This is a genomic window from Mycobacterium pseudokansasii (assembly GCF_900566075.1).
GTDB classification, from domain to species: domain Bacteria; phylum Actinomycetota; class Actinomycetes; order Mycobacteriales; family Mycobacteriaceae; genus Mycobacterium; species Mycobacterium pseudokansasii.
This window is the reverse complement of the sequence record NZ_UPHU01000001.1, coordinates 4,920,727-4,945,229: the sequence shown is the minus strand read 5'-3', so window position 1 is coordinate 4,945,229 and position 24,503 is coordinate 4,920,727. Positions and strand designations below refer to the sequence as shown.

The window sequence follows — 24,503 nt, the reverse complement described above, 5'->3', positions numbered from 1 at the left end:
ACCATGTGCCGCGGCCGGGGCGGGTACCGGTGTCCTTACATTTTCTTGACGGCGGCGGGCTTGATATTGATGAATCGGCTGCGCCCTAGAATGGCCGCATCATGACCGCACCGGGGGCTGCTAGCCCAGATACCCCGATCGCGGGGCTCGTCGAATTGGCGCTGGCCGCGCCAACCTTCCAACAGCTGATTGCGCGCGCCTCCGATCGCCCCGAGGAATTGACCCTGGTAGGGCCGGCTAGTGCGCGCCTGTTCGTCGCCAGCGCACTGGCGCGGCAGGGTCCGTTGCTGGTGGTCACCGCCACCGGCCGCGAGGCCGACGACCTGACGGCGGAACTACAGGGTGTTCTCGGCGGCGCGGTCGCGGTGTTTCCGTCGTGGGAGACGCTGCCGCATGAGCGGCTCTCACCGGGTGTCGACACGGTCGGTGCCCGCCTGCTGGTGCTGCGCCGGCTGGCCTATCCCGACGACGCCAGGCTGGGCCCGCCGTTGCGGGTGGTGGTGACCGCGGTGCGCTCCCTGCTGCAGCCGATGACGCCGCAGCTGGGGCGGCAGGAGCCGGTCACCTTGAGGGTGGGCCAGGAGGTCGGCTTCGACGACGTGATCGCCCGGTTGGTCGAATTGGCCTACACCCGGGTGGACATGGTGGGACGCCGCGGCGAGTTCGCCGTGCGCGGCGGAATACTCGACATCTTCGCCCCGACCGCCGAGCATCCGGTGCGCGTCGAATTCTGGGGCGACGAGATCACCGAAATGCGGATGTTCTCGGTCGCCGACCAGCGCTCCATTCCGGAGATCGAGGTCGACGCGCTGGTGGCGGTCGCCTGCCGTGAGCTGCTGCTGACCGACGACGTGCGGGCGCGGGCCGCCGAATTGGCCGCGCAGTACCCGGCCGCCGGAGACGCCGCCGCCGGCAGCGTCTCCAACATGTTGGCCAAGCTGGCCGAGGGCATCCCGGTCGACGGGATGGAGGCCCTGCTGCCGGTGCTGCGTCCCACGGAAGGCGGGGCAGATGCGGCCCATGCGTTGCTGACCGACCAGCTGGCCGAGGGCACCCCGGTGTTGCTGTGCGACCCCGAGAAAATCCGGACCCGGGCGGCTGACCTGATCAAAACCGGGCGAGAATTCCTGGAGGCGGCGTGGTCGGTGGCCGCACTCGGCACCGGTCCCGAAGATCAGGCACCCGTCGACGTCGAGCAACTGGGCGGATCAGGCTTCGCCGAGCTGGACGAGGTGCGCACCGCGGCGACCCGGTCGGGTCATCCGTGGTGGACGTTGAGCCAGCTGTCCGACGAGTCGGCGCTCGAGCTGGACGTCCGGCCGTCGCCGTCGGCGCGGGGGCATCAGCGGGATATCGACGCCATCTTTGCGATGGTGCGCGGGCACGTCACGGCCGGCGGGTATGCAGTGATGGTCGCGCCCGGGACCGGCACCGCGCATCGGGTGGTGGAGCGGCTGACCGAATCCGACATCCCCGCGACCATGCTCGAACCCGGCGCCGCGCCCAAACTCGGCCTGGTCGGTGTCGTCAAGGGTCCGCTGCGGGACGGCATCGTGGTACCGGGCGTGGTGTCGGGCGCCGATCTGGTCGTGGTCACCGAAGCGGACCTGACCGGTAGCCGGGTCACCGCTGCCGAGGGCAAGCGGTTGGCCGCCAAACGACGCAACACCGTGGACCCGCTGGCGCTGACGGCCGGCGACCTGGTGGTGCACGATCAGCACGGCATCGGCCGGTTCGTCGAGATGGTCGAACGCACCGTCGGCGGCGCCCGCCGCGAATACCTGGTACTCGAGTACGCCTCGGCCAAACGGGGTGGTGGATCAGACAAGCTGTATGTCCCGATGGACTCGCTGGACCAGCTGTCGCGGTATGTCGGCGGACAGGCGCCGGCGCTGAGCCGGCTGGGCGGCAGCGACTGGGCCAACACCAAGACCAAGGCACGACGGGCGGTGCGTGAGATCGCCGGCGAGCTGGTCTCGCTGTACGCCAAACGGCAGTCCAGCGCCGGACATGCGTTCGCACCGGACACGCCGTGGCAGGCCGAGATGGAGGACGCGTTCGGCTTCACCGAGACCGTCGACCAGCTCACCGCGATCCAAGAGGTCAAGGCAGACATGGAAAAGCCGATCCCGATGGACCGGGTGATCTGCGGCGACGTCGGCTACGGCAAGACCGAGATCGCGGTGCGGGCGGCGTTCAAGGCCGTTCAGGACGGCACACAGGTGGCGGTGCTGGTGCCCACCACGCTGCTGGCCGACCAGCATCTGCAAACCTTCGCGCAGCGAATGTCCGGGTTCCCGGTCACCGTCAAGGGCCTGTCACGGTTCACCGACGCCGCCGAGTCCCGAACGGTGATCGAGGGCCTGGCCGACGGGTCGGTGGACATCGTGATCGGCACGCATCGGCTGCTGCAGACCGGCGTGCGCTGGAAAGACCTGGGCCTGGTCGTCGTCGACGAGGAGCAGCGCTTCGGCGTCGAACACAAGGAACACATCAAAGCGCTGCGCACCCACGTCGACGTGCTGACCATGAGCGCCACCCCGATCCCGCGCACCCTGGAGATGAGCCTGGCCGGGATCCGCGAGATGTCGACCATCCTGACCCCGCCCGAAGAGCGCTATCCGGTGCTGACCTACGTCGGCCCGCACGACGACAAGCAGGTCGCGGCCGCGTTGCGGCGCGAGCTGCTGCGCGACGGGCAGGCCTTCTACGTGCACAACCGGGTCAGCTCCATCGACCGGGCCGCGGCCCACGTCCGCGAGCTGGTGCCCGAGGCACGGGTGGTGGTCGCGCACGGGCAGATGCCCGAGGAGCTGCTGGAAAGCACCGTGCAGGGCTTCTGGAACCGCGAATACGACATCCTGGTGTGCACGACGATCGTGGAGACCGGCCTGGACATCTCCAACGCCAACACGCTCATCGTCGAGCGCGCTGACACCTTCGGTCTGTCCCAGCTGCACCAGCTGCGTGGCCGGGTCGGCCGCAGCCGGGAACGCGGCTACGCCTACTTCCTCTATCCGCCGCACACGCCGCTGACCGAGACGGCCTACGACCGGTTAGCCACCATCGCCCAGAACAACGAGCTCGGCGCGGGCATGGCGGTGGCATTGAAGGACCTCGAGATCCGGGGGGCGGGCAATGTGCTCGGTGTCGAGCAGTCCGGGCATGTCGCCGGCGTCGGGTTCGACCTGTACGTGCGGTTGGTCGGTGAGGCCGTTGAAGCCTACCGGGCCGCTGCCGACGGCAAGACGGTAACGACCGCCGAGGAGCCTAAGGACGTGCGCATCGACCTGCCGGTCGACGCGCACCTGCCGCCGGACTACATCGGCAGCGACCGGCTGCGTTTGGAGGCCTACCGGCGGCTGGCCGCCGCTTCGTCTGATGACCAGGTCGCTGCTGCTGTGGAGGAGCTCAACGACCGCTACGGGCCGCTGCCCGAACCCGCTCGGCGGCTGGTGGCGGTGGCGAGGCTGCGGCTGCTGTGTCGCGGATCCGGCATCACCGAGGTGTCGGCCCCGTCGGCGGCGACCGTGCGGCTGTCGCCGTTGAACCTGCTGGACTCCTCGCAGGTTCGGCTCAAGCGGATGTACCCGGGGGCGCATTACCGGGCGACCACGGCTACCGTGCAGGTCCCGATTCCACGTGCCGGCGGCATCGGTGCGCCGCGAATCCGCGATGTCGAATTGGTGCAGATGGTGGCCGACCTGGTGACGGCGCTGGCGGGTAAACCGCAGAAAGATATTGGTATAACGAGTCCGTCCGGCGACGATGCGGGGGCCCCCGTGTCGAGTAAGGAGCGACGAGCGCGATGATTGTCGTCCTGGTCGACCCGCGCCGCCCGTCGCTGGTGCCGGTGGAAGCCATCGAGTTGCTCGGCGGCCCGGTGCAATACACCGAAGAGATGCCGGTCGCGGTGCCGTGGTCGCTGCCCGACGCGCACCCGGTGCACATCGGAGACGACGCACCGGTGCTGTTGTCGTCGGACCCCAATCATCCGGCCGTGGTGGCACGACTGGCCGGCGGAGCGCGACTGATTTCGGTACCGGATCGCCATCGCGGGGAACGACTGCTCGACGCCGTGGCCATCATGGACAGACTTCGCACCGACGGGCCGTGGGAAAGCGAGCAGACCCACAACTCGTTGCGCCGTTACCTGTTGGAGGAGACCTACGAGCTGCTCGATGCGGTGCACAGCGGCGATGTGAACCAGCTGCGCGAGGAACTCGGTGACTTGCTGCTGCAGGTGCTTTTCCATGCCCGCATCGCCGAAGATGCAGCACTGCTCCCGTTCACCATCGACGACGTCGCCGACACGCTGATCCGCAAGCTGGCCAATCGTGCGCCGGGCGTCCTTGCCGGGCAAGAGATTTCGCTTCAGGAACAGATGAGTCAATGGGAAGAACGCAAGGCGGCCGAAAAGTCCCGCAACTCGGTCTTGGACGACGTCCATACCGGTCAGCCGGCATTAGCGTTGGCGCAGAAGGTTGTTCAGCGCGTCGGTAAGGCGGGATTACCTCCGCAACTGATCCCGTCCGGCATCACCTCGGTCACCGTTTCGGCGGAGGTCGATGCTGAAAACTCTTTGCGCGCAGCCATTTTGGATTTTGTCGACAAGGTCCGCAGCGCCGAGAAGGCGATTGCGGCCGCGCGCCGTGACGACAGCGTTGCCGAGGAACTCGACGTGTCGCCCATCGGCACCATCACCGCAGAAGAGTGGTTGGCCCACTGGCCCGGACCGACAGACGATGTGCTGGAAACCGGCCCCGAAACCGCGCCGGCAGCGGGTAAGGAATCCCGCGGCGGCCCGAAGAAACGCAAAGGCAGGCGGTAAGACCCCCCAACGGCAAGCGATCATCCCGAAGTTTGCGACAGATGCGTTTGCTAGCAACAGAAACGGGAACAGCGATAGCCAAACACGCTCACAGCTAACCGATATCCACGTGATAACAACGGTATGCCGGTGTGCTGAGCCGCAAATCAGAAGAGGCACGATCGCAACCCGTGGGACGATGATCATGACCAAATCGGTAGCAGACCGGAGGAGCACGTAAGGGGAGCGGCAGCCAGCCCCGAGCGAAGCCCTCAACGGAGCCCACGAGCAGCCAAGAAGGAGCAGTGTGACGCCGAGACGTTGGTTGCGCGCGGTCGCCGTGATAGGGGCGACCGCGATGCTGTTGGCGTCCAGTTGCACCTGGCAGCTCAGCTTGTTCATTCCCGACGGTGTGCCGCCGCCGCCGGGCGATCCCGTCCCGCCGGTGGATACCTACGCCAGCGGCCGGCCCGCCGATCAGTTGCGAGAGTGGGCCGAGCAGCGAGCCCCCGCGCTGGAAATGCCGGTCATCGCTCTCGAGGCCTACGCCTACGCCGCTCGCGTCGCGGAGGTCGAGAACCCCAAGTGCCACATCGCGTGGACCACACTGGCCGGTATCGGGCAGGTCGAGAGCCATAACGGCACCTATCGCGGCGCGACCATAGCGCCCAACGGGGACGTGACCCCGCCCATTCGCGGCGTTCGCCTCGACGGCACCGGTGGGACGCTGCGCATCGTGGACAGTGACCGCGGCGCTGCCGACGGTGCTTCGGACGGAGACGGGGTGCAGCGTGCGATGGGGCCGATGCAGTTCATCGCCGAGACCTGGCGGCTCTACGGGGTCGACGCCAACAACGACGGCATTGTCAGCCCCGACAACATCGACGATGCCGCACTCTCGGCGGCAGGTTACTTGTGCTGGCGCGGAAAGGATCTCGCGACGCCGCGCGGCTGGATCACCGCGTTGCGCGCCTACAACAACTCCGGTGTTTACGCTCGGGCGGTGCGGGACTGGGCGACCGCTTACGCGGCGGGCCACCCGCTGTAGCAGGATAAAGCGCCGAGCCAGGCTTTACGCTAATGGTCGGTCGGGGACCATAAGAGAACCACAGCGCAAAGGAGAATCCAGTGCCGATTATCGAGCAGGTCGGGGCCCGCGAGATTCTGGATTCCCGCGGCAACCCGACGGTCGAGGTCGAGGTGGCTCTGATGGACGGCACCTTCGCCCGCGCCGCCGTGCCCTCGGGCGCGTCGACGGGCGAGCACGAGGCCGTCGAACTGCGCGACGGCGGCGACCGCTACGGCGGCAAGGGGGTCAAGAAGGCAGTCCAAGCCGTACTCGATGAAATCGGCCCGGCTGTCATCGGCCTCAACGCCGACGACCAGCGGCTGGTCGACCAGGCGCTGGTCGACCTGGACGGCACGCCCGACAAATCCCGGTTGGGCGGCAACGCGATCCTCGGTGTCTCGCTGGCCGTTGCCAAGGCCGCCGCCGAATCGGCGGAATTGCCGTTGTTCCGCTACATCGGCGGCCCCAACGCCCACATCCTGCCGGTGCCCATGATGAACATCCTCAACGGCGGCGCACACGCCGACACCGCCGTCGACATCCAGGAGTTCATGGTGGCCCCGATCGGCGCGCCGAGTTTCGCCGAGGCGCTGCGCTGGGGTGCCGAGGTGTACCACGCGCTCAAGTCGGTGCTGAAGAAGGAGGGGTTGTCCACCGGTCTGGGCGACGAAGGCGGTTTTGCCCCCGACGTGGCCGGCACCACCGCGGCGCTGGATCTGATCAGCCGGGCAATCGAGTCCGCGGGTTTCCAGCTGGGCTCGGACGTGGCACTGGCACTCGACGCCGCGGCCACCGAGTTCTACACCGACGGCACCGGCTACTCCTTCGAGGGTTCGACCCGCACTGCCGCGCAGATGGCCGAGTTCTACGCCGGACTGTTGGCTTCCTACCCCCTGGTGTCCATCGAAGACCCGCTGTCCGAGGACGACTGGGACGGCTGGACCGCGCTGACGGCGTCGATCGGCGACCGGGTACAGATCGTCGGCGACGACATCTTCGTCACGAATCCGGAGCGACTCGAAGAGGGCATCGAACGAGGCGTGGCAAACGCGTTGCTGGTCAAGGTGAATCAAATCGGCACGCTGACCGAGACACTCGACGCGGTGGCGCTGGCCCACCACAGCGGATACCGCACGATGATGAGCCACCGCAGCGGCGAGACCGAGGACACCATGATCGCCGACCTGGCGGTGGCGGTGGGCAGCGGACAGATCAAGACAGGCGCACCGGCCCGCAGTGAACGGGTCGCCAAATACAACCAGCTGTTGCGTATCGAAGACACGCTCGGCGACGCCGCCCGTTACGCCGGCGACCTGGCCTTTCCCCGATACCTTGGGGACCAAAAATAGGTTGGCCGCCAACCCGAGGCGCGGCTGAAACGACATGCCCGACGCGAAACGACCCGATTCGAAACGCCGCTCCCCGGCTTCGCGGCCGGGGAAGGCCGGCGATACGTCCAGGGCCCGTCGCTCAGCGTCGCCGTCCCGGCCCGCGCAGTCGCCGGCCACCGGCCAGACCGCCCGTACCCTGCGCGAGCATGTCGTCGAACCCATCAAGCGCTCGTTCACCGAATCGTTGGAACAGCGGTCCGACCAGCGGCTGGGGTTCACCGCTCGGCGAGCGGCGGTGCTGGCCGCGGTGGTGTGTGTGCTCACGCTGACCATCGCCGGGCCGGTACGCACCTACTTCGCGCAGCGCACCGAGATGGAACAACTGGCCGCGACGGAAGCCGCGCTGCGTCGCCAGATCGCCGATCTGGAGCGGCAGAAGAATCAGCTGGCCGACCCGGCCTATATCGCGGCCCAGGCCCGCGAGCGTCTCGGGTTCGTGATGCCGGGCGACATCCCGTTTCAGGTCCAGCTTCCGCCGACGGCGGCGGTGTCGCCCCAGCCTCGCGGCGATGCGCCGACCGCGGCCAAGAACGAGCCCTGGTATACCGCGTTGTGGCACACCATCGCCGATGCGCCACACCTGCCGCCTGCCGCCGCCCCGGAGCCCACCACCGAGCCCGGTCCGCCCGGTGCGGTGCCGCCGAACCCGACGGCGCCCGGTGGTTGACCGGGCCGATCTTCAGGTGGTGGCGCGTCAGCTCGGCCGGGAGCCTCGCGGCGTGCTCGAGGTCGCTTACCGATGCCCCAACGGTGAACCCGGCGTGGTGAAAACCGCCCCGAAGTTGCCTGACGGGACGCCGTTTCCGACGCTGTACTACCTGACGCATCCGGGGCTCACGTCGGCGGCGAGCAGGCTGGAGACCACCGGGCTGATGCGTGAGATGACTGATCGGTTGCGATGCGACTCCGGCCTGGCCGCGGCTTATCGGCGCGCGCACGAGTCGTATCTGGCCGAGCGTGATGCCATCGAACCGCTGGGGACGGCGGTATCGGCGGGGGGAATGCCCGACCGGGTGAAGTGCCTGCACGTGCTGATCGCGCATTCGTTGGCCAAGGGTCCCGGGGTGAATCCACTCGGCGACGAGGCGGTGGCGCTGTTGGCCGCCGAGCCGGCGGCCGCCGATTTGATTGTGGGGGAGCAGTGGCGATGAGTGGATCGAGACGGCGAATCGCGGCGATCGACTGCGGTACCAATTCGATTCGCCTGTTGATCGCCGAGGCGACCGGCGCCCGCCTGCACGATGTGCATCGCGAAACGCGGATTGTCCGACTGGGTCAGGGAGTTGACGCGACCGGCGAGTTCGCCCCGGATGCGATCGCGCGGACCCGCGCGGCGTTGACCGACTATGCCGCATTGCTGCGGCTGCACGGTGTCGAGCGGGTTCGAATGGTTGCCACGTCGGCCACTCGCGACGCCGCCAATCGCGACGCCTTCTTCGCGATGACGGCCGAGGTGCTGGGCGCCGTGATCCCCGGGTCGATCGCGGAAGTGATCAGCGGCGCCGAGGAGGCCGAGCTGTCGTTCCGCGGTGCGGTGGGCGAATTAGACAGCGCCGGTTCGCCTTTCGTGGTCGTAGACTTGGGCGGCGGCTCCACCGAGATGGTGCTCGGCAAGGCCGGTGATGCAGTGGTCGCGAGTTACTCGGCTGACATCGGCTGCGTCCGGCTGACGGAGCGCTGTTTGCACTCCGACCCCCCGACGGCGCGGGAGGTCGCCGCGGCCCGAAAGGTGGTGCGGGAGCGGTTGGCGGTCGCGTTGCAGGTGGTGCCCGTCGAATCGGCGCGGACCTGGGTCGGTCTGGCCGGGACGATGACCACGCTGTCCGCGTTGGCTCACCGCTTGACAGCGTATGATGCTGCGGCCATTCACCTTTCGCGGGTGCCCGGTGATGAGTTACTGATCGTGTGCGATCGGCTGGTGAAAATGACTCGCAAGGAGCGCGCCGCGCTGCCGCCGATGCACGAGGGCCGGGTGGACGTGATCGCCGGCGGGGCGATTGTGGTCGAGGAGTTGGCCCGCGAGCTGCGCGACCGGGCCGGCATTGACGAGCTGACCGTCAGTGAGCACGACATCCTGGACGGTATCGTGCTGTCATTGTCCGGATGAGTCACATCTGTCGCAGGAGCCGCTAGGCAACAGGGGGGTGCTCTTTTTGCCCACCTAATAGCGACAACTCCGGCCGATGTCATACCGGCATGCGACGCTTCGGCAATGCACACCATGCTTCGCGGAATCGAGCTCCGCTACGTGCTGACCATGCAGTTGTCCCAACACGGACCGGCGAGGATCGCTGAAATGCTCGATGCGCTTGCCTGGCACGGATTTTCCTTGTGTGGCAGGGCATCCAAGGCCGTCTCGGACGCGTTGCGCTGGGAGATTGCACGCGGCCGGGTTCGCCCGCTCGGCCGGGGTCGGTGCGGCCCGTCGTACATCCCGCGAGCCACCGAACACCGGATTCATCGACGCGTGCTGGCGTTGCGGGCCTCGGCCCGGGCACCGGCGAAGTCGCCGTGAGCGGTTGTGGGGCTGTGCCCCGGTGTGGGAGAGGGAAATCGCGTGCTGGTGCGGTTGGGTCGGTGGCTGAAGGCACCGAGTGTGCGCCGATGGCACCGAGTGTGCGGTGGCGGCGCCGACTGTGCCGTCCGGGCGGTCGATCGTGGACGTTCCCGCCCTCGATGCACAGTCAAAGGCGTCACCGCACACTCGATACGACGCCCATGACTGCCGATACGGTGAGCACGTGCGACATCCCCCGATTGCCTGCCATCACAAGCGGTTTGAGCGAAGGTGCGGTATCGGCGTGCCGAAAACAGAGCCAAGGTGTGCCCAGAGCCAGGCATCCAAGGCTACGGAAGAAGACATCGTTGACCAGTCGCATTCGTGATCACCATGAATTTCCGAGTGAGGTGGGCAAAAAGAGCATCCCCCGCAACCAGTGACTCCTGTGGCAGCTGGGATCAGGCCTCGAAGCGATAACCCATTCCGGACTCGGTCAGCAGGTGCTCGGGGTGTGACGGGTCGTCTTCCAGTTTGCGCCGCAGCTGCGCCAGGTACACCCGCAGGTAATGGGTTTCGGTGGCGTACGCGGGTCCCCAGACCTCCTTGAGCAGCTCTTCGCGGCCGACCAGCTTGCCCCGGTTACGGACCAGGACCTCGAGCATGCCCCATTCGGTCGGGGTCAGATGCACTTCGACGCCGTTCTTGGTGACCTTCTTCGCGGCCAAATCGACGGTGAACGCGTCGGTTTCGACAACCGGCTGATCCACCTCCGACGCCGCGGCGTTGCGGCGCACCGCCGCGCGCAGCCTGGCCAGAAACTCGTCCATCCCGAAGGGTTTCGTGACGTAGTCGTCGGCGCCCGCATCCAGGGCCTCGACCTTGTCGGAGGAATCGGTGCGCGCCGACAACACGATCACCGGCGCTGACAGCCAACCGCGGAGACCGGCCAGCACGTCGATCCCCGAGATGTCGGGCAGGCCGAGGTCGAGGATCACCACGTCGGGCGGGTGTTCGGCGGCGGCGCGCAGCGCACCGGCGCCGGTCGAGGCGGTGATCACCTCATAGCCGCGCACGGTCAGATTGATGCGCAGCGCCCGCAGGATGTGCGGCTCGTCGTCGACCACCAACACACGGGTCATTCGCGCCGCTCTCCCCCGCAAGCGGGCGGGGCGGCCAGGTCGACGACGACGGTCAGACCGCCGCCCGGTGTATCTCCGGCCACGACGGTGCCTCCCATGGCTTCGACGAAACCGCGCGCCACAGACATTCCCAGTCCGACTCCGGTGGTGTTGTCGTTATCGCCAAGGCGCTGAAAGGGTTCGAAGATCTGGCTCTGGGTTCCGGGCGGGACCCCGGGACCCTCGTCGATGACGTTGATCAGCACACGATCGCCCACCCGGCCGGCGTTGACCCGCACGACACAGTCCGGTGCATAGCGCAGCGCGTTGTCGATCAGGTTGGCCAAGACCCGTTCCAGCAGGCCCGCGTCGGCCATCACCACGGCGCCTCCGACGTCGACCTTGACGCGGTCGATGGCCGACCGGTAGAAGCCGGTGGCACCCATGCCGATACTCACCAACGCGCGCTGCACCACTTCCTCCAGATACACCCGCTGCAGGTCCGGGCGCAGCACGCCGGCGGCCAGCCGTGAGGAATCGAGCAGGTTTCCGACCAGCGCGGTGAGCGCGTCGATGGATTCTTCGATGGTGGCCAGCAATTCGGCGGTGTCGGCCGGGGAGAAGGCGATATCGTGGGCCCGCAAGCTGGACACCGCGACCTTGGCCGCCGCCAGCGGGGTGCGCAGGTCATGGCTGACCGCGGACAGCAGCGAGCGCCGCAGCTCGTCGGCACGCACGATCGCCTCGGTGCGGCTGGCTTCTTCGGCCATCTCCCGTTGTCTGACCAGACCCGCGGCTTGTCGGGCCACCGCGTTGAGCACTCGTCGGTCCCGCGCCGACAGCTTTTTTCCGGCCATCAGCATCCAGAATTCGTCGTCACCGACCTCGATCGCGGTGTCGGCGGAATCGACTGTGGTGCAGGGATCTTTGCCAACGGAGGCCACCACCTCACTGAAGGTACGGTCTTCGCCGGCGCGCTCACGCAACATGCTGACCGCGCGTTGGGTGTACGTCTCCCGCACTCGTTCCAGCAGTGTGTCCAGGTCCGCGCCGCGCAGCACGGATCCGGCGAACAAGGTCAGCAGCTCGGCCTCCTGGGCGGCCCGGCGGGCTTCCCGGGCTCGGTTGGCCGCACCGTCGACAAGCACCGCGACCGCGACCGCGACCAGCAGCAGGACCGCCTCGGTCACGGCCGCGGAAGGTTCGGCGATGGTGAACGTGTGCCGCGGATCGGTCAGGTAATAGTTCAGCAGCAGGCTGGATAACACCGCCGAAAGCACCGCCGGGGCAACGCCTCCCAGCAGCGCCACCACGAGGACTCCGACGAAGAACAGCGCGCTTTCGCCGCTGGTGTCCAGATAGCGGTCCAGCACGGCCAGGGTGATCGCGCAGATCAGCGAGGGAACGATGACGGCCGCCAGCCAGGACGTCACTCGACGTCCCCGGGGCGCGACGGGGGTCGTTCGCAAGCCGCGCTTGGATTCCTCATGAGTGACCAGGTGCACGTCGATCTTGCCCGACCGCTCGACGATGGCCTGGCCGATACCGTCCTCCAACAGACGCGCCCATCGAGTCCGGCGCGAGGTCCCGATCACCAGCTGGGTGGCGTTGATTTCGCGGGCGAAATCCAGCAAGGCGTCGGCGACGTCGTCACCGACCACGGTATGCAGCGAGGCGTCAAGACTGCCGGCCAGTGCCCGGATCTTGCTCATCCGCGCCTCCGACAGACCCGCCAGCCCGTCACCGCGGATCACGTGCACCACCATCAGCTCGGCACTGGATTTCGACGCGATCCGCGACGCCCGTCGCACCAACGTCTCCGACTCGGGACCGCCGGTGACGGCCACGACGACGCGTTCGCGCGCTTCCCACAGGTCGGTAATCTTGTTCTCCGCGCGGTACTTGGCCAGCGCGGTGTCCACCTGGTCGGCCAGCCACAGCAGCGCCAGTTCCCTTAGCCTGAATCCGTGGATCGATGATTTCGGGTGGTCATCGGCGGGTTCGGGCGAGTGGCGCTGGGGCGTGGACACTTTGGCGTGTATGTGATCCGCTGGCCTGCACCAGCTTTTCCTTTAGGGGTTCCTCGGGTCGGGCCTGGATGGCGGGGTGGACAGGGGCTGGCCGCTTGGTCAAGCGGCGCGGGGTTGCGCAGTCGGGTAGCCGATGACGCTGTCCCACAGGGCTTTCCACTCGACTTGTCGGGGCCAGTGGACGGGTAGGTGCAGCATCGGTTTGCGGGCCGGTGCGGCGAAGCGGGCGGGCACGTTGACCAGGTCGCGGCGCAGGGTGGCACCGCGGGCCACGATGTGGTGACCGCCGGCGAGGGTCCCGGTGGCGCGCAGCAGGTTATGGGCGATCACCGCGCAGGCCAACCAGGCGCAGTTCGCGGCGAACAGCCCTGAAGGGATCCGAGCCAGTGGGCCATCGATCAGGTCGGCGAAGGTGGTCTCGATGATGGCGTGGCGGCGGTGGGTGATGTCGGCCTCGGCAGTGGGCAGCTCGGAGTTGGTCAGAAATGGGTGATAGCGCCACACCGGAAACAACGCATCCGGGTAGCGGGCGTCTTTGACCCGGCGCACTACCAGTCGGGCCGTGATCTTCTTGCCCCGCCCCAGCCGTAGGGTGTAGGGAGTTTCGGCGACCTCGGCATCGGAGATCAGCGCCCCGGTGTCAGGGTCTTCGACCGCGCCCGGGTAGTGCACCGGGGTGTAGGCGGCCTCGTCGATGCCCTCGACCGCGGTGGTAATGGCCCGATTTCGGGTCATCGACAGGGAGAACTCGACGCCTTCGGCGATGCAGGCGCCGATCACCTTTTTATTGCCGAACGCGGTGTCGCCGCGCAGCATGATCTTGCCGGCCCCGCACCCGCGGGCGGTGGTGATGGCTTGTTTGACCTGCCAGGCCGCGGCGCGGCCGGAGCCGGCCTTACCGCTGCGCAGCCGCGCCTCGGCGATCACCGGTGGGGCCTGCGCGGTCGAGATCGTGGTGATCTGCGGCGACAGACCCAACCGCAGCAGCGCACGGCTGGCGATCTTGGCGTGCCCGAACGAAGCACCCTGCTTATGGCGCCCGTAGACCGGACGCAGCAGCGAGTCGATGTCCAAAAAGGCGCGCTCTTCGATGCCGGGCAACAGCGGCACCCGCTGCGCGAGCGCCACCAGATGCGCGCGAGCCACGGCCGCGAGCTGGTTGGCATGCCCGAAAGTGAACTCGCGCAAGAAGATCCCCAATGTCGAGGGCGCATACACCTCGTTGAACACCCGTGGCGTGCCGCCGGCACGCAACACGTCGACGTCGTCGATGCAGTCCGCGCCGCACATCATCCCGGCGATGATCGAGGTCAGCTTCCCGACCGGGTTGACCGCACCGGAGGCCACCCGTGTCGACGGCAGATCCACATGCTCACCGATCAATTCCGAAAGCCCGGTCTGCTCAGCCAATTCCAGCACCGGAACCAAACCCGCGGCCGACACCAGATTCGGCTCGTCAAACACCGCCGACCCGAGAGTGAACGTATACGATGAATGCACCGAAAATGCCTTCCTGAACACTGGAAAAAGACGACTTCAGCACTCGTATTATCCCAGGCCAGAAGGCATTTTCGCTGTTCACACGCCGATCAAACCACCAGCCGATCCACGGATTCAGGCTTAGTGCGGTGAGATTTCCGCGGCGGAAGTAGTTGGACAACGCCGCGTCGATCTTGTCGGGAGCATAGACATTGCCGTGGGACAGCCTGCGGCGCAATGCCTCCGGTGTGATGTCGATGAGCTCCACCTGTGCTGCCTGCCGCACGACGGAATCCGGCACAGTCTCTTGCTGTTGGATGCCGGTGATCTGGGCGACGACGTCGTTGAGGCTTTCCAGATGCTGAATATTCACCGTGGAGATCACGGTGATCCCGGCATCGAGCAACTCCTCGACATCCTGCCAGCGTTTGTGGTTTTTGCTGCCCGGGGTATTGGTATGAGCCAGTTCGTCGACCAGTACCACTTGGGGATGGCGCGCCAGCACGGCGGGCACGTCGAGTTCGGGGAACATGGTACCGCGGTACTCGACGTAGTGCGGCGGGATGATTTCGATGCCGTCAAGCAGCACAGCGGTTTTCGTGCGTCCGTGGGTCTCGATCACGGCCGCCACCAGGTCGGTGCCGCGTTCCAACCGGCGGTGCGCTTCGCCGAGCATCGCGTAGGTCTTGCCGACTCCCGGCGCCGCCCCCAGATAGATGCGGAGTTCTCCGCGTTTGCGAGGGGGTTCGACGGCGCTCACACAACCATCATCCACCCGCAACGCTAGACCGGGTATCTGCGGTCGAGTTCCAGGTTGAGCCGCAGCACATTGACGCTCGCCTGGCCGAAGATGCCGAGGGCGCGGCCGCTTTCCGTCTGCGCCACCAGCGCCCGTATCTGATCCTGGCTGGCATGCCGGGCCCTGGCCACCCGGGGAATCTGCAGCTCGGCGTAGGCCGGGGAGATATCCGGGTCCAGCCCGCTGCCGCTGGCCGTGACGGCGTCGGGCGGAACTCCCGGGACCTCCGGAGCCGCGCCGCGGATGGGCACGATCTGGCCGAGCGAGTAGTTCTCGCCGAACGCCGCGCATTGGACCGGTACGCCCTCGTAGCGGTCCAGAAACAGCTGCTTGCCGGCGGCGCAGGGCTCGTTGACGCTGACCACTCGAACTGGGCGCGCGACATTGCCGCGCGGATCGCGGGGACCGATCACCGACAGCACGGCTCCGACGCCGCCCGGCGTGCAGAATGGACGTGATCCCCCCGCCTGGTCGAGGCCCTCGAATCGCGCCACCTCCGCACTGCGCGAACACACCTGGGTCAGCAGACTGGGCTGGTAACCGGCTTCGGCCGGACTTGCGCCGGCCGCCAGTTTTGCCGGGTCAGCGGGAATATCCACGATGCTCTCCGGTCCCAGATTGCTGCCGCCGCTGGATAACGGGTCATATCCGGCGCCTGCCTCTGAGGGCCGCCCCTGGAAGTACTGCGGCAACGGACGCCCGGCGGCATCGAGGTACAACTGTCCGATCAGGCTGCTGCCGACCGGCTTACCGCCGGCATCGACGATGGAACCTTGCGCCTGGTCGTGCAGCCCGGGAAGCCATGCCACCAACCAGACGAGCAGCGGGTAGCCGAGGCCGAGGATGACCGTGAAAACCAGCAGGGCCCGCAGTGCGGCCCAATATTGGCGAACCATCTACGACATCCCGGGCAATAGTTGGACGACCAGGTCGATGACCTTGATCCCGATGAACGGCGCGACCAGTCCGCCCATTCCATACCGGTAAAGGTTGCGGCTGAGCAGTTTCGAGGCGCGACTGGGCGTATACCGAACCCCGCGCAATGCCAGTGGAATCAGCGCGACGATGACGACGGCGTTGAAGATCACCGCGGACAGGATCGCCGATTGCGGGCTGTGTAGCCGCATCACGTTGAGCAGATCCAAGCCGGGAAACAGCGCCACGAACATCGCCGGGATGATCGCGAAATACTTGGCGATGTCGTTGGCGATCGAAAATGTGGTCAGCGCGCCGCGGGTGATCAGCAGTTGCTTACCGATTTCCACGATCTCGATGAGCTTGGTGGGATCGGAGTCCAGGTCCACCATGTTGCCGGCCTCCTTGGCGGCGGCGGTGCCGGTGTTCATCGCCACCCCCACATCGGCCTGGGCCAGCGCCGGGGCGTCGTTGGTGCCATCGCCGGTCATCGCAACCAGGCGGCCGCCGTGCTGCTCCCGCTCGATCAGCATCAGCTTGTCCTCGGGTGTGGCCTCGGCCAGAAAGTCGTCGACCCCGGCCTCGTCCGCAATTGCCTTGGCGGTCAACGGGTTATCGCCGGTGATCATTACGGTGCGAATTCCCATCTGGCGCATCGCGTCGAACCGGGTCCGCATGCCCTGCTTGACCACGTCCTTGAGGTGGATGACGCCGAGCACCTGCGCTTTTCGATGATCCACCCGGCCCACCACCAGCGGCGTTCCCCCGGCAGCGGAGATGCCGTCGACAATGTGCCCCAGTTCGGCCGGAACCTCGCCGCCGTTGCCACGTACCCATTCGGCGACCGAGCTGGCCGCTCCCTTACGCAGCTTTCGCCCGTCCAGGTCGACACCCGACATCCGGGTCACCGCAGTGAATTCCACCCAGCAGGCGTCGTCGAGATCACCTGGTGTGTGGGCGCGCAATCCGTAGGCTTGTTTGGCGTAGACGACGACGGAGCGGCCCTCCGGCGTTTCGTCGGCCAGGCTGGCCAGCTGAGCGGCGTCGGCGAGCTCGGCGGCGCTGATCCCGTGCACCGGAATGAATTCCGATGCCTCTCGATTGCCGAGGGTGATGGTTCCGGTTTTGTCCAGCAGCAGGGTGTTGACGTCACCGGCGGCTTCGACGGCCCGTCCGGACATGGCCAGCACGTTGCGTTGCACCAGCCGGTCCATGCCCGCGATGCCGATCGCCGACAGCAGCGCCCCGATTGTGGTGGGAATCAAGCACACTAGCAGCGCGACCAGCACGATGCCGCTGATGCCGTCGGCGCCGAGCGCCGAGGTGTCGGGCACACCGGGGTTGTTGGCCTTGGAGTAGATCGCCAGCGGCTGCAGTGTGGCGACCGCGAACACGAAGATGATGGTCAACGCCGCGAGCAGGATGTTGAGCGCAATCTCGTTGGGAGTCTTCTGCCGGTTGGCGCCCTCGACGAGCGCGATCATCCGGTCCACGAAGCTCTCACCGGGCTTTTGGGTGATTCGGATGACGATGCGATCCGACAGCACGGTCGTCCCGCCGGTTACCGAGGAGCGGTCGCCGCCCGATTCCCGAATGACCGGGGCGGATTCGCCGGTGATCGCCGATTCGTCCACTGAGGCAATGCCTTCCACGACATCACCGTCTCCGGGAATGACCTCGCCCGCTGCGACAACCACGATGTCGCCGGGCCGCAGCAGTGGCGCGGCAACGTCTTCAGGGTCTTCGGGTGTGCTTGCAGTTCTCGGTGACCAATCCCTGAGCCGGTGCGCGATGGTGTCGGCCTTGGCTTTTCGCAGGGAATCGGCCTGCGCTTGGCCGCGTCCCTCGGCGACCGCTTCGGCGAGGTTGGCGAAAATGACTGTCAGCCAGAGCCAGAACACCACGAGCCAGCTGAACCAGGTGTTGTCACCGAACGCCAGAATCGTCGCCCAGCCGGCGCCGATCTCCACGATGAACATCACCGGGTTGCGCCACAGGGTGCGCGGGTCGAGCTTGCGCAACGCGTCCGGTAGCGACTTCACCAGCAGCGCCGGATCGAGCAGGTGGGTGGCCGAAGTGGTGGTGCGCGTCACTTTCAGTGGATCCCTTCGGCGAGCGGCCCGAGCGCCAGCGCGGGCAGGAAGGTGAGTGCCACCACGACGACCGTCACCCCGACCACCAGGCTGACGAACTGCGGCCGGTGGGTGGGTAAGGTGCCGGCCGACTCCGGCGTGGTCCCCTGCCGGGCCAGCGAACCGGCCAGCGCCAGCACCAGAATCATCGGCAGGAATCGGCCGAAGAGCATCGCCAGGCCCAGGGCGGTGTTGTACCACACCGTATTGGCCGCCAGACCCGCGAACGCCGAGCCGTTGTTGTTGGCCGCGGAGGTAAACGCGTAGAGCACTTCCGACAGCCCGTGCGGCCCGGTGTTTGTCATGCCGGCCCGCTCGCCGGGCAGCGCTGTTGCGACGGCGGTGCCGAGCAGCACGATCAGCGGAGTCACCAGGAAGTATCCGGCCGCCAGTTTCATTTCCCGCGGCGTGATCTTCTTGCCCAGATATTCCGGGGTCCGCCCGACCATCAGCCCGGCGACGAACACGGTGATGACGGCCAGGATCAGGATGCCGTACAGGCCAGAGCCGGTGCCGCCGGGCGCGACCTCGCCGAGTTGCATGTTGAGCATCGTCATCATGCCGCCCAGGCTGGTGTAGGAGTCGTGAGTCGAGTCGACGGCGCCGGTGGACGTCAGCGTGGTGGCGTCGGCAAAGACCGCCGAGTCGGCGACCCCGAAGCGCTGTTCGACCCCTTCGCTCGACGCACCCACGGCGGTGGGCACGGTGCCGTGGTGCTGCACCTGGAACAGCAGCATGGTGGTCACGCTGACGGCGGCGATCACCGCGACGATCGCCGCGATCGCATAGCCGTGTCGCTTGCTGCCCGCCAGCCGGCCGAAGGTGCGGGGCAGCGCGGAACTGATGACCAGCAGCAGGAAGATCTCCACCCAGTTGGTCCAGGCGGTCGGGTTCTCGAAGGGGTGGGCAGAGTTGGCGTTGTAGAAGCCGCCGCCGTTGGTGCCGAGCTCCTTGATCACCTCCTGGCTGGCGACCGGACCGCCCGGGATGGTCTGCGGGGACCCGGCCAGCGTGGTCACGACTTGATCGTTGAGATGGAAGTTCTGCACAACGCCGCCCATGACGAGCATGACCGCGCCGACGACGGCTATCGGCAGCAGGATGCGCAGCGTGCCACGCACCAGGTCCACCCAGAAGTTGCCGAGTTCGCCGGTGCGGTTGCGGGCGAACCCGCGGACGAAGGCCACGGCCACGGCCATGCCGACCGCGGCGGACACGAAGTTCTGCACCGCCAAACCGGCCATCTGCACCAGATGCCCCTGGGTCGATTCGCCGGAATAAGCCTGCCAGTTGGTGTTGGTGACGAAGCTGACCGCGGTGTTCCAGGCCAGTGCGGGTGTCATCGGTGTGGCCGGATGGGCAAGGTGCAGCGGCAGCTTGTCCTGCACTAGCTGCAGGGCGAACAGGAATATGATGCTCACCGCCGAAAAAGCCAGCACGCTACGGGCATATGCGGCCCACGTCTGTTCGGCGTCGGGGTCCGCCCCGACCACCCGGTAGATGAATCGCTCTGCGCGCCAATGCTTTTCAGTGCTGTAGACGTGGTACATATAGTCGCCAAGCGGGACGTGTACCGCCGCGAGAGCGGCCACCAGCAGCCCGAGGAACAGGACTGCTGCGGTGCCGTCGCTCATCAGAACTTCTCCGGATACACCAGGGCCGCAACCAGCAGCAGCGCGACGAGCGCCGCAAGCGTTAGACCGACGGCGTTGGCGGTGCTCACAAATCCAACTTCAGCAGTGCGCTCAGCGCGGCAAAGACGGCTACGGTCAGCGCCAGGTAAACCACCACGGACATATCTGTCTTTCTCGACACGCAACGACAACCGCTCTCCGGTAGAGGGCCAGACAGAGGCTAGGCGCGACCGAGGCCGGGCGGGAGCGGCCTTAACGGTTTCTTTACGCCGTCAGACGCCAGTTTTACGGTCGTTGCGGTGGTGCGGCTATCCGGTGGCCGTGCCCGGTCGGTCCATCATCGGCAGTCTGACCCGAAAGACGGTGTGGCCGTGAGCGGACTCGGCGGTCACCGAGCCGTTATGCGCCTTGACGATCGAGTTGACAATCGCCAGGCCCAATCCATGGCCGGCCTCACCCGAGCGCGTCGTGTTGGCGCGCACGAACCGCTCGAACAGATGGGGTACGACGTCGGCGTCGATGCCGGGTCCGTCGTCGCTCACCGTCAGCTCGGCGTATGACCCGTTGGTCGCGTCGGTATGGCAGCTGATCGCCGTGGTCACGGTGACACCGGGCGGGGTATGCACCCACGCGTTGGTGAGCAGATTGCTGACGAGCTGATGCAGCCGGGCATGATCGCCGTTGACCCACACCGGTTCGTCGGGCAGCTCTTTGACCCAACGGTGGCTCGGCGCTGCCACCGTCGCATCGTTGACGGCGTTCATGACCAGATCGGTCAGGTCGAGCTCTTCGTTTTGCAGGTCTTCGCCTTCACCCAACCGGGACAGCAGCAGCAGTTCGTCAACCAGTGACGCCATCCGTCGGGCTTCCGACTCGATGCGTGCCAACGCGTATTCGGTGGTGGGGGGCAGGGCCGAACTGTCTTGACGAGTCAGTTCCGCGTAGCCCTGGATGGCGGCGAGCGGGGTTCGCAGCTCGTGGCTGGCGTCGGTGATGAATTGCCGCATCCGCAGATCGGATTCGACACGGTGCTGCAATGCGCTGTCGACGTTGTCCAGCAATCGATTCAGGGTCTGGCCCACGATGCCGACTTCGTTGTCCGGGTCGGTGTCCTCCGGCCGGACCCGCACGCTGATCCGGTGGTCTTCGCCGGCGAGCGGTAACGCGGCGACTTCGGCGGCAGTCGCGGCGAGCCGGCGCAACGGCCGAAGGGCATATCCGACCACCCAGACCGTGAGTACCGCCGTGATCACCAGCGCCGTGGCGACCAGCACGGTCGTGGTGATGTTCTTGCGGGAAATGATCTGGTCGGCGAGGTTGAGTGAGACGCCGACGATGAGTCGGTCGGATCCGGCGGCGCGGCTGGCAACCTGGTAGGAACCCAGGCTGCCCAGCGTTTCGACACGGGAGGGGCCGTCGTCCCAGGATTGGGCTTCGATGGCGCGGATGACATCGGCCGGCGCAGGCTGTGGTTCGTCCTCGGAGAAGACGGCCGAGCCGATGACCACACCGTCGCGCAGCACCGCGATGAGGTTGCCCGGGGTCTGCCCGGTGAATTCCAGCAGCGCCTGGGATACCGGGGGTGTGCCGGTATGTATCGACGTGTGTTCGCCGTTGCGGTATCTGGCGTATGCGTGACTGAGCGCGTGGAGGGACTCCGCGACCTCGGCGTCGTTCATCGCGGTGACGTAACCGCGCAGGCTGAGCACGGAGACGGCGCCCACGGCCACCAGCACCACGGTCACGACACCGAGCACGCCGAGCAGCAACTGCCCGCGTAACGAACGGGGAAACCAGCGAGGGGTGTTGCGGTCCCCGGTCACTGCCGGCTCATTCCGCTGGTCGCAGCATGTATCCAATCCCGCGGACGGTGTGGATCATCGGCTCGCGGTCAGCGTCGATCTTCTTCCTCAGGTACGAGATATAGAGGTCGACAATGCTGGTGCGGCCGGCGAAGTCGTAGTTCCAGACCCGGTCGAGGATCTCGGTCCGGCTCAGCGCGCGGCGCGGATTGCGCATCAGGAACCGCAGCAATTCGAACTCGGTCGACGACAGCGATATCGGCGTCCCGCCGCGGGTGACTTCCCGGCTGGCGGCGTCGAGCTTGAGGTCGCCCACCTTGAGGGATTCGTCGGCCGGGGGCGCCAGATGGCTGGAACGGCGCAGCAGCCCGCGCAGCCGAGCGACCAGTTCCTCGAGGCTGAACGGCTTGGTCATGTAGTCGTCGGCGCCCGCGGTCAGACCGGTGACCCGATCCATCACCGAATCCCGGGCGGTCAGGAACAGGGTGGGCGTGTAGTCGTCGGATTCGCGGACCCGCTGCAGAATCTGCAGCCCGTCCACATCGGGCAGCATGATGTCCAGAACGAGAACGTCCGGGCTGATTCTTTCGAACTTGGCGATGGCTTCCCGGCCGTTGTGGGCGATCTCGACGTCCCAGCCTTCGTAATGCAGCGCCATCTTGACCAGATTGGTCAGGGCCGGCTCGTCATCGACCAGCAAAACCCGGATCGGCGAACCGTCGGCACGGTGAATACGGGGCAGCTGCCCCAGGATGGCTTGGCGCGGACGTTGGCTGCGCGGTTGTCCGGTCATTGCGGTCATGTTTCCCCATACTGTCAAGCTCACATGGGATCGTCACGGAGTTCATAACAAGCTCAAATGTAGCCATGCCCGGCGACTGCCGGCGCCACCAACGGGGACCTCCGCCGTATATGTGTTGTATGCAAGTGTTTGATATGCATTTTGTCGGTATGGACTGTTGGGGCGCCCACATGCCCACCTGACAATGCTTCGCGGCTTGGCGGTTGCCGTGGCTATCGAGTGCCGTGCTCGGTACCGACGGCCGTCGTTGAGCTGGTACCGCGGCGCGGGTCACGCAGGCGATACCCAAGCCACGCCGGTTGAGCGAGGACGGGTAACACAAACAGCGAGGATCAATGGATTTTGGGGGACTGCCGCCGGAAGTCAATTCCGGTCGCATGTATACGGGGCCGGGCCCGGGGACGATGCTGGCCGCGGCCCGTCGGATGGGAGGATCTGGCAACCGAATTGCACTCCGCGGCAAACGGTTACGAGTCGGTGGTATCGAGCGTGACAGCGCAGTCGTGGGCGGGGCCCGCGTCGATGTCGATGGCTTCCGCCGCCGCACCGTACCTGGCATGGATGAGGGCGACCGCCACCGCCTGCGAACAAGTGGCCACTCAGGCTGTGGCTGCGGCGACCGCCTATGATTCAGCGTTCGCCATGACGGTGCCGCCGCCGGTGATCGCGGCGAACCGGGCTGAGCTCGCGGCCCTGGTGGCGACCAATATCGTCGGGCAGAACACCCCGGCGATCGCGGCGACCGAGGCGCACTACAGCGAGGTGTGGGCCAGGATGCCGCAGCGATGTACGGCTACGCCGACAGCTCCGCGGCGGTCACGAGACTGGCGCCGTTCGCTTCACCGCCGCAGACCACCAATGCGGGCGGGCTGACCAGTCAAGCGGCCGCGATGAGCAACACCGTCGGTGGCTCGGCCGGCGCCGATGCGCAGACCATGACGTCGTCGTTGTCCGCGGTTCCGCAGGTGCTGGAAGGGATGGCCACGCCGGGGCCATCCACCGGGGTGCTCTCGTCGACGGCCCCGGGAAACGCGGCGACGGTGGCGTCGTCCGGGGCCGGCGCGCCGATCACCGCCTTGTCGAGTCTGACCGGCGTATCCGGCAAGGGCGCGCTCAAGGGCGCCGGCAACAGTGTCGACGCTCTGGAGGGGGCGGCGACGGGCTTGACTGGCCTGAGTGGAAGCCAGCTGGGGCTGGCCGAGGATACGACCGGGCTGGGTATGGACGCGGCCGGTCTGGTCGGTTTGGACGGCGGTGGTGTCGGGCTGGACTTGTTCGGCGTGGGACTGGACTACCTAGGGGCCGACGAGTTGACCCAATCGGGCGGCCTAGGCCCGTTAGGTGCGGCAGGTGTGCCGGCGATAAGCGGCCCGGCCGCATCGGCGAGCGTCGGCCAAGCGGCCTCGCTGGGGACATTGTCGGTGCCGCCGAGCTGGGCCGAAACGCTGTCGGCGGCACCGGTGACCCCGGCCGGTGCCGTGGCGGTGCCGGAAGCCCAGGTTGGCGCGGTCCCGGCGGCGGCAAACGGCGCCAGCCTGTCCAGGCTGCCGCTCGGAGGCATGGTCGGGCGCGAGGCCGATGGCGCGGTTCAGCGCGTCGGAGTCCGTTCGTCGGTGATTCCCCATACGGTGATTCCCCATACGCCGATGGGCGGCTAGGTCTGGGTGCACACAAGTGTGGCCGCACACCTGCCGGTGTGCGGCCACACTTGTTGTTGTCGGTTTTAGGCCCAGCTGGAGCCGACGGCGCTGTCGGTCTGGGCCATGTTGCTGCCGGCGGCCTGGACCTTCTGGCCGTGGGCGTTGGCCTGCTCGTAGATCACCTGGAAGTTGCGACCCAACTGGGTGATGAACTCCTGGCAGGCCACCGAACCGGCGCCGCCCCAGAAGTCGCCGGCGGCCAGCACATCGCGAACGATGGCCTGGTGCTCGGCCTCGAGCGACGCCGCCTGGGCACGGATCGTGGCGCCGTGGGCGTCGACATCGCCGAACTGGTAATTGATAGTCATTGGTCTTGTCCTCC

Annotated in this window: 17 protein-coding genes and 3 pseudogenes; 9 read left to right on the top strand and 11 right to left on the bottom strand. The window is 66.9% G+C overall.

Annotation, left to right across the window (positions count from 1 at the left end; genetic code table 11):
• Positions 1–101 precede the first annotated feature (101 nt).
• The 8 genes from mfd to EET10_RS22135 all read left to right on the top strand — a co-directional run bounded on the left by mfd (position 102) and on the right by EET10_RS22135 (position 9,785).
• A complete protein-coding gene (gene mfd / locus EET10_RS22170) occupies positions 102–3,812 on the top strand; it encodes a transcription-repair coupling factor (RefSeq protein WP_122502496.1) in 3,711 nt (1,236 codons plus the stop codon).
• The gene (locus EET10_RS22165; protein ID WP_036401860.1) at positions 3,809–4,831 is read left to right on the top strand and encodes a nucleoside triphosphate pyrophosphohydrolase; all 1,023 of its coding nucleotides are present in this window, start codon (positions 3,809–3,811) and stop codon (positions 4,829–4,831) included. Before mfd ends, EET10_RS22165 begins: the two co-directional genes overlap by 4 nt.
• 286 nt (positions 4,832–5,117) lie before the next feature.
• Positions 5,118–5,858 carry a lytic transglycosylase domain-containing protein gene (locus tag EET10_RS22160; RefSeq protein WP_036401858.1) on the top strand — a complete coding sequence of 247 codons (741 nt, stop codon included), beginning with the start codon at positions 5,118–5,120 and terminating at the stop codon, positions 5,856–5,858.
• Between the two features lie 80 nt (positions 5,859–5,938).
• Positions 5,939–7,228: a phosphopyruvate hydratase gene (gene eno / locus EET10_RS22155; protein WP_036401856.1), complete on the top strand. Its 1,290-nt coding sequence runs from the start codon at positions 5,939–5,941 to the stop codon at positions 7,226–7,228.
• A 34-nt stretch (positions 7,229–7,262) separates the two neighbouring features.
• On the top strand, positions 7,263–7,937 hold the full coding sequence (locus tag EET10_RS22150; protein ID WP_036401853.1) for an FtsB family cell division protein: 675 nt from the start codon (positions 7,263–7,265) through the stop codon (positions 7,935–7,937).
• On the top strand, positions 7,930–8,421 hold the full coding sequence (locus EET10_RS22145; protein WP_036401851.1) for a DUF501 domain-containing protein: 492 nt from the start codon (positions 7,930–7,932) through the stop codon (positions 8,419–8,421). The genes EET10_RS22150 and EET10_RS22145 overlap by 8 nt, the downstream gene beginning before the upstream one ends.
• Complete coding sequence (locus tag EET10_RS22140; protein WP_122502495.1) at positions 8,418–9,377, top strand: Ppx/GppA phosphatase family protein; 960 nt, start codon at positions 8,418–8,420, stop codon at positions 9,375–9,377. Before EET10_RS22145 ends, EET10_RS22140 begins: the two co-directional genes overlap by 4 nt.
• A 105-nt stretch (positions 9,378–9,482) precedes the next feature.
• Positions 9,483–9,785, top strand: a complete 303-nt coding sequence (locus EET10_RS22135; RefSeq protein WP_063468430.1) for a hypothetical protein — start codon at positions 9,483–9,485, stop codon at positions 9,783–9,785.
• 443 nt (positions 9,786–10,228) lie between these two features.
• Here EET10_RS22135 and EET10_RS22130 read toward each other — a convergent pair whose 3' ends face one another.
• The 10 genes and pseudogenes from EET10_RS22130 to EET10_RS22085 all read right to left on the bottom strand — a co-directional run bounded on the left by EET10_RS22130 (position 10,229) and on the right by EET10_RS22085 (position 22,481).
• On the bottom strand, positions 10,229–10,909 hold the full coding sequence (locus EET10_RS22130) for a response regulator (RefSeq protein ID WP_036401846.1): 681 nt from the start codon (positions 10,907–10,909) through the stop codon (positions 10,229–10,231).
• Positions 10,906–12,846 (bottom strand): annotated as a pseudogene (locus EET10_RS22125) (DUF4118 domain-containing protein); the annotation flags it as partial. The pseudogene EET10_RS22125 and the gene EET10_RS22130, both read right to left, overlap by 4 nt.
• Before the next feature lie 171 nt (positions 12,847–13,017).
• Positions 13,018–14,418 carry an IS1380 family transposase gene (locus EET10_RS22120; RefSeq protein ID WP_122502310.1) on the bottom strand — a complete coding sequence of 467 codons (1,401 nt, stop codon included), beginning with the start codon at positions 14,416–14,418 and terminating at the stop codon, positions 13,018–13,020.
• A 121-nt stretch (positions 14,419–14,539) separates the two neighbouring features.
• Positions 14,540–15,193: pseudogene (locus tag EET10_RS22115) on the bottom strand (histidine kinase); the annotation flags it as partial.
• Positions 15,181–16,092 carry a potassium-transporting ATPase subunit C gene (locus EET10_RS22110; protein ID WP_063468431.1) on the bottom strand — a complete coding sequence of 304 codons (912 nt, stop codon included), beginning with the start codon at positions 16,090–16,092 and terminating at the stop codon, positions 15,181–15,183. The pseudogene EET10_RS22115 and the gene EET10_RS22110, both read right to left, overlap by 13 nt.
• Positions 16,093–18,204: a potassium-transporting ATPase subunit KdpB gene (gene kdpB / locus EET10_RS22105; RefSeq protein WP_246013671.1), complete on the bottom strand. Its 2,112-nt coding sequence runs from the start codon at positions 18,202–18,204 to the stop codon at positions 16,093–16,095.
• 2 nt (positions 18,205–18,206) lie between these two features.
• Positions 18,207–19,877: a potassium-transporting ATPase subunit KdpA gene (kdpA, locus tag EET10_RS22100; protein ID WP_036401842.1), complete on the bottom strand. Its 1,671-nt coding sequence runs from the start codon at positions 19,875–19,877 to the stop codon at positions 18,207–18,209.
• Positions 19,877–19,966, bottom strand: a complete 90-nt coding sequence (locus EET10_RS22095) for a hypothetical protein (protein ID WP_064774912.1) — start codon at positions 19,964–19,966, stop codon at positions 19,877–19,879. Before EET10_RS22095 ends, kdpA begins: the two co-directional genes overlap by 1 nt.
• Positions 19,967–20,185: 219 nt before the next feature.
• Positions 20,186–21,700: a sensor histidine kinase gene (locus tag EET10_RS22090; protein ID WP_036401840.1), complete on the bottom strand. Its 1,515-nt coding sequence runs from the start codon at positions 21,698–21,700 to the stop codon at positions 20,186–20,188.
• A 7-nt stretch (positions 21,701–21,707) separates the two neighbouring features.
• Positions 21,708–22,481 carry a response regulator transcription factor gene (locus EET10_RS22085; RefSeq protein WP_036401838.1) on the bottom strand — a complete coding sequence of 258 codons (774 nt, stop codon included), beginning with the start codon at positions 22,479–22,481 and terminating at the stop codon, positions 21,708–21,710.
• Positions 22,482–22,816: 335 nt separating this feature from the next.
• Between EET10_RS22085 and EET10_RS22080 the strand changes: the two are divergent.
• Positions 22,817–24,139 (top strand): annotated as a pseudogene (locus EET10_RS22080) (PPE family protein, SVP subgroup).
• A 65-nt stretch (positions 24,140–24,204) separates the two neighbouring features.
• Here EET10_RS22080 and EET10_RS22075 read toward each other — a convergent pair.
• Positions 24,205–24,489: a WXG100 family type VII secretion target gene (locus tag EET10_RS22075; protein WP_023363993.1), complete on the bottom strand. Its 285-nt coding sequence runs from the start codon at positions 24,487–24,489 to the stop codon at positions 24,205–24,207.
• Positions 24,490–24,503 lie beyond the last annotated feature (14 nt).